12 protein-coding genes are annotated in these 12,712 nt (G+C 67.7%); 8 read left to right on the forward strand and 4 right to left on the reverse strand.

Annotated features, from left to right (window positions below; translation table 11 throughout):
- Window positions 1–12: 12 nt before the first annotated feature.
- The 7 genes from ACJMKX_RS00345 to ACJMKX_RS00375 all read left to right on the forward strand — a co-directional run bounded on the left by ACJMKX_RS00345 (window position 13) and on the right by ACJMKX_RS00375 (window position 6,718).
- The gene (locus ACJMKX_RS00345; RefSeq protein ID WP_405219868.1) at window positions 13–408 is read left to right on the forward strand and encodes a VOC family protein; all 396 of its coding nucleotides are present in this window, start codon (window positions 13–15) and stop codon (window positions 406–408) included.
- A gap of 88 nt (window positions 409–496) precedes the next feature.
- The gene (locus tag ACJMKX_RS00350) at window positions 497–1,057 is read left to right on the forward strand and encodes a TMEM165/GDT1 family protein (protein ID WP_405219871.1); all 561 of its coding nucleotides are present in this window, start codon (window positions 497–499) and stop codon (window positions 1,055–1,057) included.
- Window positions 1,058–1,129: 72 nt separating this feature from the next.
- The gene (locus tag ACJMKX_RS00355) at window positions 1,130–1,402 is read left to right on the forward strand and encodes a PepSY domain-containing protein (protein WP_405220742.1); all 273 of its coding nucleotides are present in this window, start codon (window positions 1,130–1,132) and stop codon (window positions 1,400–1,402) included.
- Between the two features lie 4 nt (window positions 1,403–1,406).
- On the forward strand, window positions 1,407–1,940 hold the full coding sequence (locus ACJMKX_RS00360; RefSeq protein WP_405219874.1) for a cytochrome b/b6 domain-containing protein: 534 nt from the start codon (window positions 1,407–1,409) through the stop codon (window positions 1,938–1,940).
- Window positions 1,941–2,474: 534 nt separating this feature from the next.
- Window positions 2,475–4,274 (forward strand): assimilatory sulfite reductase (NADPH) flavoprotein subunit, encoded by a 1,800-nt coding sequence (locus ACJMKX_RS00365; RefSeq protein WP_405219877.1) that lies wholly within the window; start codon window positions 2,475–2,477, stop codon window positions 4,272–4,274.
- Between the two features lie 9 nt (window positions 4,275–4,283).
- On the forward strand, window positions 4,284–5,990 hold the full coding sequence (locus tag ACJMKX_RS00370) for an NADPH-dependent assimilatory sulfite reductase hemoprotein subunit (RefSeq protein ID WP_405219880.1): 1,707 nt from the start codon (window positions 4,284–4,286) through the stop codon (window positions 5,988–5,990).
- The gene (locus ACJMKX_RS00375) at window positions 5,987–6,718 is read left to right on the forward strand and encodes a phosphoadenylyl-sulfate reductase (RefSeq protein ID WP_405219883.1); all 732 of its coding nucleotides are present in this window, start codon (window positions 5,987–5,989) and stop codon (window positions 6,716–6,718) included. Before ACJMKX_RS00370 ends, ACJMKX_RS00375 begins: the two co-directional genes overlap by 4 nt.
- Window position 6,719: 1 nt before the next feature.
- Here the strand turns inward: ACJMKX_RS00375 and cysB are convergent, their stop codons facing one another.
- Window positions 6,720–7,724 (reverse strand): HTH-type transcriptional regulator CysB, encoded by a 1,005-nt coding sequence (gene cysB / locus ACJMKX_RS00380; protein ID WP_405219886.1) that lies wholly within the window; start codon window positions 7,722–7,724, stop codon window positions 6,720–6,722.
- Window positions 7,725–7,894: 170 nt separating this feature from the next.
- Between cysB and cysG the strand changes: the two genes are divergently transcribed.
- Complete coding sequence (gene cysG / locus ACJMKX_RS00385) at window positions 7,895–9,334, forward strand: siroheme synthase CysG (protein WP_405219888.1); 1,440 nt, start codon at window positions 7,895–7,897, stop codon at window positions 9,332–9,334.
- 37 nt (window positions 9,335–9,371) lie between these two features.
- Here cysG and ACJMKX_RS00390 read toward each other — a convergent pair whose 3' ends face one another.
- The 3 genes from ACJMKX_RS00390 to ACJMKX_RS00400 all read right to left on the reverse strand — a co-directional run bounded on the left by ACJMKX_RS00390 (window position 9,372) and on the right by ACJMKX_RS00400 (window position 12,533).
- Window positions 9,372–10,262, reverse strand: a complete 891-nt coding sequence (locus tag ACJMKX_RS00390) for a DMT family transporter (RefSeq protein WP_405219890.1) — start codon at window positions 10,260–10,262, stop codon at window positions 9,372–9,374.
- A 56-nt stretch (window positions 10,263–10,318) separates the two neighbouring features.
- A complete protein-coding gene (locus ACJMKX_RS00395) occupies window positions 10,319–10,771 on the reverse strand; it encodes a hypothetical protein (protein ID WP_405219891.1) in 453 nt (150 codons plus the stop codon).
- Window positions 10,772–10,973: 202 nt separating this feature from the next.
- Window positions 10,974–12,533 carry an amidohydrolase family protein gene (locus ACJMKX_RS00400; protein ID WP_405219893.1) on the reverse strand — a complete coding sequence of 520 codons (1,560 nt, stop codon included), beginning with the start codon at window positions 12,531–12,533 and terminating at the stop codon, window positions 10,974–10,976.
- Window positions 12,534–12,712 lie beyond the last annotated feature (179 nt).

A 12,712-nucleotide genomic window follows, 5' to 3' on the forward strand; every position in this document is an offset into this window, starting at 1 on the left:
GGAGATCGAGAGATGAGACTTAACCAGATCACCATCCCCTGCGTGGATTACGCGGAATCGGTTGCTTTCTACCGGGCGCTCGGCCTGGTCCAGATCGTCGATGCGCCGCCACGCTACGCGCGCTTCGAGAGCGAGAGCGGCGACGGCGCCACGCTGTCGCTGCACGCGGCCGACGCGGCCAGCGGTCCACTGTCGGCCGCCGGCACCGTGATCTACTTCGATCACGATTCGGCCGAGGGGCTGGACCGGCACGTACGGGAACTGGAGGCGCGGGGCATGAGCTTCGACACGGCACCGACGGATCAACGGTGGGGGTGGCGGGAGGCACGCCTCCCCGACCCGGCCGGCAACGAGGTCTGCCTCATGTTCGCGGGGGGGAATCGCCGATTTCCGCCCTGGCGGATTTGATTCCCCAGTTCGCGAGAACGGCGGCCCGGGACGTGGCCGAGTCTGTGCATGATCGCTAACATACACGCCCGATTTCAGAGACGCCCGCGTGGAAGCACTCCTCATATCCACTTTCTCGGTGGCGCTGGCGGAGATCGGCGACAGGACGCAGCTCCTGGCCCTCGTCCTCGCCGCCCGCTTCCGCAAGCCCGCCCCCATCATCGCCGGCATCCTGCTGGCGACGATCGCCAATCACTGGGTGGCCGCCGAGATCGGTGCGCTGATCGCCGACTGGTTGCCGCCGGACGTCGGCCGCTGGCTGATCGCCGGCGCGTTCATCCTGATGGGCCTGTGGGTCCTCGTCCCGGATAACGAGGACGATGCGGCCGCCCGCTACCCCTACGGTGCCTTCCTGACGACGCTGATCGCTTTCTTCCTGGTGGAGATCGGCGACAAGACGCAGATCGCCACCATCGTGCTCGCTGCGCAGTTCGAGGCGGTCTGGCTCGTCGTGGTGGGCACGACGCTCGGCATGCTGGCGGCCAACGTGCCGGTGGTGTTGCTCGGGCACTTCAGCGCCGACCGTCTGCCAATGCGTCTCATTAACGCGATCGCTGCCGCCGTGTTCATTGCCATCGGTGTGGTGGTGTTGTTCAGCGGTACGTCCTGAGCGGTCCGGCACAAAGGAAGCATGTGCTACGCTTCCGTCGCGCTCTCAACGGCAATGGAGGATGCTATGAATATTCGCAATTTGCTGCTCGCGTCGGCAGCTACCGCGGTGCTGGCCGGTTGCGCCGGCGGCGAAACCACCCAGTGCACCACAGAGCCGCGCTCGGCCTGGCAGGATGCCGATGCGTTCCAGCAGAATCTCATTGACCAGGGCTACAAGATCAACGCCTTCAAGGTCACCGAAGGCAACTGTTACGAGATTTACGGGTTCGACCCGCAGCAAACCAAGGTGGAGATCTACTTCAACCCGGTCGATGGCAGCGTGGTCAAGCGGGAAGAAGGCTGATCCGGTGACCCGGCCGGCGTCTGTCGTCATCTGGGATCCGCTCGTGCGGGTCTTCCACTGGACGCTGGCCGTTATCGTCGTCGCCAATTACTGGCTGACAGAATCGGGTGAGGACATCCATACCTGGCTAGGCTATACCGCGGCGGCGGCGGTACTGGCGCGCGTCGTCTGGGGCTTTCTGGGCACGAAGCATGCCCGCTTTGCCGACTTCCCCGTCAGCCTGGCCCGTATACGCGAGCACTTTCGAGAGCTGGCTGCCCGCAAGCTCCCGGTCGATTCGGGCCACAACCCGCTCGGCGCGATCATGGTCTATCTGATGTTCCTGCTGGTGGCCGTGCTGGCGTGCACCGGTTGGCTGCACGAGGAAGTGGATGCGCTGTACGGCAACGAACTGCTACAGCAAGTGCACGCCTATGCGGCGCACACACTGTGGATAGGCGCACTCGTCCATGTCGCTGCCGTTTTCGTCGTGCAATACACCGGACGCATCGAACTGGTGCGGCCAATGATCACCGGGCGGCGCCGATTGAAGCCGTAAAGTCCGATCCGGCCTAATTCGATTCAGTAATCGCCCGTCGCACGGTGTCGAGGGACGGATAGGCCTGCCCGGGTGCCCGGTTGAATCGTTCCCGGAAAGCCCTGCGCTGGATCTGGTCTACGAGATCGACCGGGGAGAACGCCGCGTCCCAGGACTCGACCGATCCGGCTCCGTTTACGCTCTCTGTATTCTGGTTCTTCATTGCCGTTCCGCCGGTATTTCCGCCCGAGAATAGTCCAGTTCTCCGGTCCCGAAAATGGGGGTATACCGCGCGGGTCGGCAACCTCCTGTTTTTGGGGTTTTCTGGCGGTCGCGGGGTGACCTCGGTAACCCGCTCGTAACAGAAAAGGGCGGGATTCTCCGCAGACGGGCCCCGGAACCCGGCCTGTCGATCGCGACAGCCCCGCATATGCGCGGCGCGATATAACGCAATAACAACAAATACGTTCCCGGGCTTGCGGAGACTCCCTATTGTGCGATCTCGGCCGGCCACGCTGGCCGTCGGGCAAGAGTGTCAACAGGAGGCGGGAGCCAATGACCGGAGTCGCAGCAGATCGGGCAGCAAGTCGGGTAGAGCCTCCACTCACGGACGAGCGTCGGGAACGGCTGCAAGCCGCGGTGGCCGACCTTTCGGAGACGCAGCTGACCTGGGCGAGCGGCTATCTGGCGGGGCTTGCCGCCGCCGGGCGCGATGCGAATCCGGCCGCGGCCCCGTCGGCCGGCGCCGGGCCGGACGCTCGTGAGCGGCTGACCATACTCTACGGCTCGCAGACCGGGAACGGACGGCGTATCGCCGAGGCGATGCAGGCAGAAGCGGCCGGCCGCAGCCTGGCGTCGCGGGTCGTCAGCATGGCGGAGTACCGCCCGGCCGAACTGCGGCGGGAGACCTGGCTCGCGGTGGTGGTCAGCACCCACGGCGAGGGCGATCCGCCTGACGACGCGGAGATGCTGCACGAGTACCTCTTCGGGCCGAAGGCGCCGAAGCTCGGCTCGCTGCGTTACAGCGTGCTCGCGCTCGGTGACTCGAGCTACGCCGAGTTCTGCCGCACGGGTCGGGATTTCGACGAGCGGTTGGCCGCACTCGGCGCCAGCCGCTACGGCGAGCGGGTCGACTGCGATGTCGATTACGAGGACCCCGCGGCTCGGTGGAGTGAAGCCGTACTCGATGCGGTGCGAGAGCGACTGGGCGAGGCGGCACCGGCGCCGCATCTGCACGCCGTGCCGTCCGAGCCGCCGGCGGTCGCGCCCGGCCCGATCACGGCCGAGGTCGTCACCAATCAGCGCATCACGGGCCGCGATTCCGACAAGCGGGTCCATCACGTCGAATTGGCGGTCGAAGGCCTGGCGTACGAGCCGGGCGACTCGGTAGCGCTGAAAACGCGCAACCCGCCTGCCGTCGTGGAGGCTGTCCTCGAGGCCGCCGGGCTCGAGGACGGCAGAATCCTCGGCGACGGTCGTACGCTCGCCGACGCGCTCGCTGCCGATCTGGAGATCACGAAAGCAAGCGCCGGCTTCCTGGAACGTTACGCCGAAGCCAGCAATGCGGCCGCACTCGCCGCGCTGCTGGCGGACGGGCGCCGGAAGGAACTCGCGGCCTATCTCGCCGACCGGCAGGTGATCGACGTGCTGCACGAGCACCCGGCGGCGCTGTCGGCGGACGAGTTCGTGGCCTGCCTGCGGGGCTTCAAGCCGCGGCTCTATTCGATCGCCTCCAGTCCGCTCGCGAACCCGGACGAGGTGCACCTGACGGTGGCCGCCGTGGAGTACGACGCCTGGGGCAGGCGGCATTACGGCTCGGCGTCCACCGCGCTCGCCGCGCTGGAGGTCGGCGAGACGCTGGAGGCGCGCATCGAACCGAACCCCCGCTTCCGCCTGCCGGCGGACGGCTCCGCCCCGACCATCATGATCGGCCCCGGCACGGGCGTGGCGCCATTCCGGACGTTTCTCGAACATCGTGAGATCGTCGGTGCCGACGGACGGAACTGGCTGTTCTTCGGCGACCGCCACTCCGCGAGCGACTTCCTGTACCAGATCGAGTGGGCGCGGTTCCGCAAGCGCGGCGTCCTGGACCGCATGGACGTCGCGTTCTCGCGCGATCAGGCGGACAAGGTCTACGTCCAGCACCGCCTGCGCGAGCAGGCCCGCGACCTGTACGCCTGGCTGGAGGAGGGCGCACACGTCTACGTCTGCGGCGACGCCGCTCGCATGGCTCCGGACGTGCATGCCGCGCTCATCGACGTGGTCGCGGAAGCCGGTGGCCGTAGCTCCGAGCAGGCCGGGGAATATCTGAAGGAACTGCGCCGCGCCGGCCGTTATCAGCGCGACGTGTACTGAGGAGACGAGATGAGCGGCACACCGAGCGACGTGGAGAGGATCAAGGCCGGCAGCCGGCATCTGCGGGGCACTCTCGAGCAGAGCCTGGAGGACCGGCTGACCGGCGCGATTGCCGACGACGACACCCAGCTGTCCAAGTTCCACGGTATCTACCAGCAGGACGACCGCGACGTGCGCAGCGAGCGGCGGCGCCAGCGGCTGGAACCCGCGTACTCGTTCATGATCCGCGCGCGGGTGCCGGGCGGCGTCTGCACGCCGGCCCAGTGGCTCGCCATGGACGAACTCGCGCGGACCCACGCCAACGGCACGCTGCGTCTCACGACACGCCAGGCCTTCCAGTTCCACGGCGTCATCAAGACACGGCTGCGCGCCACCATCCGCGGCATCAACGAGTGCCTGCTGGATACGCTCGCCGCCTGCGGCGACGTCAATCGTAACGTGATGGCCGGGGTGAACCCGTGGCGCTCGGCGCTGCATGCGCGGGTGGCGGCAATGGCCGACGAGGTCAGCGCTCACCTGACGCCGGCGACCCGCGCCTACCACGACATCTGGCTGGACGGCGAGAAACTCGAATCCGACCGGGACGAGCAGGAGCCGATCTACGGTGCCACCTATCTGCCGCGCAAGTTCAAGATGGGTTTCGTGGTGCCGCCGGAAAACGACATCGACGTGTACTCCCAGGACCTCGGCTTCATCGCCATCGAGGAAAGCGGCGAGCTGGCCGGCTTCAACGTGGTGGTCGGCGGCGGCATGGGGACGACCCACGGCGAGCCGGACACCTGGCCGCGGCTCGGCGACGTCATCGGCTACTGCACGCCGGAGCAGGTGGTCGCGGTCTCCGAGGCCGTGGTCACCACCCAGCGGGATTTCGGCGACCGCACGAATCGCAAGCACGCGCGGTTGAAATACACCATCGAGGACCGCGGCGTCGACTGGTTCCGTGGCGAGGTGGAGCGCCGGGCCGGTCTCGAGCTCGCGCCGCCGCGGCCGTTCCGCTTCACCAGCACCGGGGACCGCTACGGCTGGATCGAGGGCGACGACGGGCTGTGGCATCGCACGCTGTTCATCGAGAACGGACGCGTTGCGGACCGGGACTCTCTCTCCCTGATGACGGCGTTGCGCGAGGTGGCGGCACTCGGTCGCGGCCGGTTCATTCTGACCCCGAATCAGAACGTGACCCTGAGCGGACTCGACGACGGCGACCGGGAACGGGTGTCGGAGATCCTGCGACGGCATGGCGTGGACGGGGCCGGCTCGCCGTCGGTCCTGCGCAGCCACAGCCTGGCCTGCGTGGGACTGCCCACCTGCGCGCTCGCCATGGCCGAGAGCGAACGCTATCTGCCCGACCTGGTGGGGCGGCTCGAGGAACGGCTGGCGGCACACGGGCTCGACGACGAGCCGATCGTGATACGGATGACCGGCTGCCCGAACGGCTGCGCCCGGCCCTACCTCGCCGAGATCGGCCTCGTGGGCAAGGCCCCTGGCCGCTACAACCTGTATCTGGGCGCCGGCTTCAGCGGCGACCGGCTGAACCGGCTGCACCGCGAGAACATCGACGAGGAGACCATCCTGTCGGAGCTGGACGGGCTCTTCGCCCGCTATGCCGCGGAGCGAGACAGCGGTGAACGCTTCGGCGACTTCCTGGTGCGGGCGGGCGTGATCCGGGCCGTGACCTCCGGGCCGGATTTCCGCGCCGACGAGGACAAGGTGGCATGAGAGCGCTCGGCGAGAACGACAGCCGCCGCGTCGCCGCCGAGGCGGCGAGCGCGAGGCTCGCGCCGCTGGCGGCCGCTGAGCGCATCGAGTGGGCGCTGGAGTATCTGCCCGGCAGCCACGTCCTGACTTCCAGTTTCGGCGCTCAGGCGGCCGTCAGCCTGCACCTCGCCACGCGCATCGATCCCGACATCCCGGTCATCCTCATCGATACCGGCTATCTCTTCCCCGAGACCTACCGCTTCGTCGACGAACTCGCCGAGCGTCTCTCACTGCGCCTGCATGTCTATCGTCCGGCGCTGAGCGCCGCCTGGCAGGAGGCGCGTTACGGCCGCCGCTGGGAGCAGGGCGCGAGCGGCATAGACGACTACAACCGGCAGAACAAGGTGGAGCCGATGGAGCAGGCGCTCGCGGAACTCGGCGCCGGCACCTGGATCGCGGGTCTCAGGCGCCAGCAGTCGGACTCCCGCGGCAGACTCCCGGTGGTCTCCGGCGACGGTGAGCGCTGGAAGCTGCATCCCATCGTCGACTGGACCGATCGGGACGTACACCGCTACCTCACCCGTCATCGGCTGCCCTACCATCCGCTGTGGGAGCAGGGCTATGTGTCCATCGGCGACGTCCACACCACCCGGCCGCTGCACGAAGTGGGAGATGCCGCCGGCACGCGCTTCTTCGGCCTGAAGCGCGAGTGCGGCCTGCACGAGATGGACTTCGGCAAGACGGCCTGAGTCAGTCCGGGTGCGCCGGGGCCTCGCCGCAGCCGCCACGCAGCGGCAGCTCGACGTCGCCGAAGATGGCATCCACCTCGGACTGGTCTGCGGCCGTCAGGCAACGCTGCACCAGCGCGTCGGTCAGGTGCGGCGCGAACAGTTCCATGAAATGGCTCATGTAGCGTCTGAGCACGGTGTCCCGACGGAAGCCGATCCAGGTGGTGGAGCGGGGAAACAGGCCCTCGGCGTCGATGGCGACCAGGTCGTCGCCGCAGTCGTGGGCCATGCTCGCCACGATGCCAACACCCATGCCCATTCGCACGTAGGTCTTGATGACGTCGGCGTCGCGGGCGGTGAAGACGACGTCGGGCGTGAGGCCCTCGGCGGCGAAGGCCTTCTTCAGCGACGACTCGCCGCTGAAGCTGAACACGTAGGTGACCAGCGGATGGCGGGCCAGGGCCTCGATGGTCAGCGGCCCTTCGAGGCGGGCGAGTTCGTGCTCGCGCGGCACCAGGATCGTGCGGTCCCAGCGATAGCAGGGCAGCATCACGAGGTCGGCGAACAGGTCCCGGCCGCCGGTCGCGATGGCGAAGTCGATCTGGCGGGCCTCCACCATGTCGGCGAGCTGCTCGGACGTGCCCTGATGGAGTTCGAGTGCGACGTCGGGATAGTGTTCGCGGAAGCGTGCGATGACGTCGGGGAGCACGTAGCGTGCCTGGGTATGGGTGGTGCCGATTGCCAGCGTGCCGTCCGCTTCGTGGCGGGTGTTCGACGCCAGCGTGCGGATATTCTCGATTTCCTGCAGGACGGTGCGCGCCCGCGCGACCACCTCTGCGCCGGCCGGCGTGACGCTCGCCAGGCTCCGGCCCTTGCGTTCGAACAGCCGCAGATCGAGCTCCTCCTCCAGCAGCCGGATCTGCTTGCTCACGCCCGGCTGCGACGTGTACAGCTTCTCGGAGGCGGCCGTGATGTTCAGCCCGTTGTCGACAATGGCCAGCAGATAGCGCAGCTGTCGCAGTGTCATGAATCGCCCTCGGTCATCTCCGCATCGATCCGCATCTCCTGCGGCCGAATCATACGGGCTCGCCGGCGGCTCCGTTATAACGGCTCGGCATGTTTCCAGACCCTTTCATTATTTCTGGGGCGCGCACTCGCTCGCTATAGTCGGGGCGTACTGCGAGGCGCGAGCGACGTATGGATTTCCTGCCCGTATTCCTGAGATTGCACGACGTGCCCTGCCTGATCGTGGGCGGGGGCGAGACCGCCAGCCGCAAGTTCCGGCTGCTGGCAGCAGCGGGCGCGCGCGTGACGGTGGTGGCGCCGACCCTGACGGCCGAGCTGGACCGCACACGGCGCGACGAGGCGCTCGTACACATCGACAGCGAATTCGAGCCGTCGCATCTCGACGCTCAGCAACTGGTGATCGCTGCCACTGCCGATCGGTCGCTCAATCGATGGGTGGCGGAACTCGCCGACGGCCGCGGCGTGCTCTGCAACGTCGTGGACGACCCGCAGGCCTGCCGCTTCATCATGCCCGCGATTGTCGACCGCTCGCCGATCATGATAGCCATCTCGTCGGGCGGCACCGCGCCCGTCCTCGTTCGCCGCCTGCGCGAGAAGATCGAGACGCTGCTGCCGGCGCGCATCGGCACGCTGGCAGCGCTGGCGGGGCGCTGGCGATCACGGGTCGTCGGGCGCCTGCGCGAGGGTGGCGCGAGACGGCGATTCTGGGAGCGCGTCTTCTCGGGGCCCGCATCGGACGCCGCGCTGGCGGGACGCGCGGAGGAGGCCGACCGTCTCATCGCCCGGACACTCGCTTCGGCGGCCGCGGGCAGCGACCGGCCCGCTGCCGGCATCGCCTGGCTCGTGGGCGCAGGTCCCGGCGATCCGGGTCTGCTGACATTGCGTGCCCTGCAGGTCGCGCAAGAGGCCGACGTCGTCCTCTACGACCGGCTGGTCTCCCCGGAAGTGCTCGAACTCACCCGACGGGATGCCGAGCGCATACCGGTGGGCAAGACGCCCGGCGGACACTGCGTGAGTCAGGAGGAGATCTCCGCGCTGCTGGTACGCCTGGTGGGCGAGGGCAGAAAGGTCTGCCGCCTGAAGGGCGGAGACCCGTTCATCTTCGGGCGGGGCGGCGAGGAGGCCGAGGCGCTCGTGGCAGCGGGCCTGCCCTTCGAAGTGGTCCCCGGCATCACGGCTGCTGCGGCCTGCGGCGCCTACGCAGGCATCCCGCTGACACACCGGGAACATTCCCAGTCGGTGGTGATGATCACCGCCCACGGCAAGGAATCCATAGACCGGCTCGACTGGCCGTCTCTCGCCCGGGACCGGCAGACGCTGGCGTTCTACATGGGTGTGGGACGGCTGGGCGCGATCCGCGCGCGACTCCTTCAACACGGACGCGCGCCGGCGACGCCGGTCGCAATAGTGGAGAACGGCAGCCTGCCGGGCCAGCGCGTGCTGCGCGGGACGCTGACCGAGCTGGCCACGCTCGCGGAGCGCTATGAGGTGCAGGCGCCGGCGATCCTGTTCGTGGGCGAGGTGGCTGCGCTCGCGGGACGGCTCAGCTGGTTCGAGGGGAGCGGGCTCGTGTCGCCGTCGAACCCGGAGCCGCTGGCGCTGTCGGCATGAGCGGTGGCGCCCCGGGCTCATCGAGCGTGATCCGGGGTCAGCGGGTCGCGCGTACGCTCAGTGCGGTCACGGTGAGGAGGATCAGCGCCATGCCGACCAGTTGCGTGGCCGTCAGGCGCTCGCTCAGCACCAGCACGCCGAACAGCGATGCCGTAACCGGCTCGATCATGGCAACGATGGCAGCGACCGCCGGCGCTGTCTCACTCAGGCCGACCACATAGAGAATGAACGACAGCCCGGCGCCGAGCACGCCGAGGGCGACGAACAGCGGTAACTCCTCCGCAGCCAGGACGGCCGTGACCTGACCCGCGTCGCTTGGCCAGATCAGGGCGGCGGCGAGGACCGCGAATGCGATGACGAGGATCGCGGGCGGGCTGCCGTGGGGTGCCGCGTACTTGAAGCCGAAGATGAACAGGGCATAGCAGGCCCCGGCGAGTAATCCGGCCGCCACGCCCAGGAGCGTCACGTCGGCTGCGCCGGCATCGTAGACGCGCGTGAGCAGCACGATGCCGACCATTACCAGTGCGATGGCGATCCACTTGCGCATGCTGGGTGTCTCGAGCCTCAGCGCGAATGACACCAGGAAGACGAACACCGGCGCGCAGTACATCAATGTGGCCGCGACCGCGACGCTGCCCTCTGCGATGCTGAGGAAATAGAAAGTGAAGTTACCGGCGACACCCAGACCGGCGACCGCCGACCAGAGCCACAGGCTCGGGTCGGACAGGCCGGTGCGCCGCGGATGCACCACGAGCCAGCCCAGCACGAACAGCAGGCCGATCGCTCCCCGGTAGAACGAGACCAGGTAGGCATCCCAGCCCGCGGCGATGAGCATGCCGCCGATCCCGCCCGAGAGGCCCCAGCAGAAGGCGGCCAGCACCACGAATACCGTGGCGGTGATCGTCGTGCTGCCCTGTTCGCCGGTCACGGACGGCCTGCCGACGGTCGGACGGGGCAGGTCGCGGAAGACAGAACGTTCGCCCCCTAGCCCGTTTCGTCGTCGGCGTCGGCAGCGGCGAGCCGCAGCGCGCCGTAGCCCTGCCACAGGGCCGCCTCGAGGTCCCGCGCAGCGGCTGCCAGCGCATCGGCACTCCGATTCTTCTCGATGGCCTGCCGGAAGGCCACCAGAGCCTGCCAGATATCCGGATAGGTCACGGTGGCCTTCGTTTCGATGGCGGCATGGACGCCCACCTCTTCCCAGTGCTCGATCAGTTCGTCCACGCCCGATCCGTCGCCTCGGCCGTCGGCCCGGGCGTTTGCGATGTTGCGGGCGTCGGTAATCAAAGCTTCGATCTCTTCCTCATAATCGTCCAGATGCAAGTGGAATTGTGCCAGATGTTGCGAGTCCACCTCGCCGTGGGCAAGCGCAGGCGCGGAGGGTTGCGCCGCCAGAAAAAGCGCGGCGAGTACGGAGAGCGTGTAGTGACGTGTCTGCATGGTGTTCCTCGGTGTCGGGTTCCGGGGTCTCCCGGCAAGAGTGCGGGAGACACGATAAGCAGAAACAGTAATGCGAATCATTCTCTTATAGATGCTAGGGTCGGACCTGATCGTCGTCAAACCTGCGGAGGCAGCGACAACGGTCCCGACGACGCATTAGGCGCTGCCGCGGCGTACAGAGGCGTGGTCTCGGGAGTGACTGTCAGTCGGCGAACTGTCGGCGCACCAGCGGGCTGCGCACGGCTTGCCACAGGATCTGGACATTCTGATGCACGCTGCCGGCACGACGTTCTGCGAATGCGAGCAACGTATCGAGGGCATCGCGGTCGTAGTAGTGTCCGTTGAACAGCAGCGCATCGATGCGCCGGGTGTTACCAATGTCCTGCAGGGGGTCCGCGCCCAGCAAGAGCAGATCGCCCGCCTTGCCGATGCTGACCGAGCCGTAGCGGTGATCGAGTTCCATGAAGACTGCGGCATCGAGGGTGGCGGTGCGCAGCGCGGCGGCGGGCGTCAGTCCTGCGTCCACGAGCAGCCCCAGCTCGTCGTGCAGGCTGAAGCCCGGATAGACATAGGTGTCGAAGGCATCCGTGCCGGCCAGCAATCGCACGCCCGCCGCATGGGCTTCACCGACGTGGCGCAAAGCCAGGCTATAGAGGGCAGTGCGAACGTTGCGCCCCGAGGCATCGAGCGCGGTCGCGGCGTTGCGGTCAGCATCCGGGCTCCACATGAGTCGGCGCAGGAGCCCCGGGACATACCGCCGTCTGTCATCATTGCGAAACGCCGGGACGTGGGCCATGGCACCCATGCGTAACGTCTGCAGCGTGGGTGTCCACCACGTCTGTGAGCGTGCCATCGCCGCCATCAATTCGTCGCAGCGGACCGGGTCCTGACCATCGACGAGGTTGGCGATGAACCCGGTGTCGTATGCCGCCAGCGGATCCGGCAGGGCGCGGAAGGTCTCCGCCTGTGAATAACACTCCAGAGCGAACAATCGGCCATGCTCGATGCTGCGTTGCCCCGCCTCGATCGCCTGGCGCAGCGACACCTTCAGCGGACGGTGCCCGGCAAGGGCGAGCCCGTGTACCGCGGCGGCATCGGCCAGCGCGTCGTAGGCGGCGGGCGAGACGGCCGAATAGACCTTCAGGAAGTCCGCACCGTCCTGCCGGTAGAAGCGTGCGAGCGCATCGGCGTCTGCGGCGGTGCGCAGGCTGAAGAACGGCTCGAACCCCGCCGGCACCTCGTCGCCGCCGTTGATCTGGAAGCTCGACTGGCCGACGTAGCGCGGCGACAGTCCCGCGCCGGATGCCAGCGCCCGGTTCCAGCGCCGGCGATCCTCGATGCAGGCGATGAAAGAATCCGACCGCGACAGGCAGCCCCACAATTCCCGCACGCCGGTGACGCCGTTCGCGATGAACAGCGGATGCTGGTACTGGTCGGCAAAGGCATTGGAGTGGGTGTGCATGTCCCACAGCCCGGGCATCAGATACTTGCCGGTACCTTGAATCTCGCGAGCGCCCGGCGGCGCCTCCGCGTCTCTGCCGATCGCCGTGATGACGCCATTTTGCACCACGACATCGGCGGCCTGCCGCGCCATGCCTGTCTCGACATCGATGACGCGCACGTCTCGTACGACGACATCGCCGGCATGCCCGGGCTGCGGCATCGCGGGCGGGGGGCGGAGGACCAGGGCGGCCAGCACCAGCAGTGCCGCTGCCACGAGCGCGGAGAGCGAGAGCGCGGCGTAGCGCAGAACTACGCGCACGTCTAGCCGACCTCGCTCTCGATACGCGGCAAGTCGGCGACGAGGCGTGCATAGTGCGACGCGATGAAGTTCCGGAAGCGCGAGTCGGGGTGTGGGCGGGTCATCCGAGGGGTACTCATAGTGTGCTCTCCGGGCCGGGGATACCGGTGGGGCTATTGTGTCTGATACTGATAACAGTT

The sequence above is a fragment of the Lentisalinibacter sediminis genome (assembly GCF_040706615.1).
Lineage (GTDB): Bacteria > Pseudomonadota > Gammaproteobacteria > Steroidobacterales > Woeseiaceae > Lentisalinibacter > Lentisalinibacter sediminis.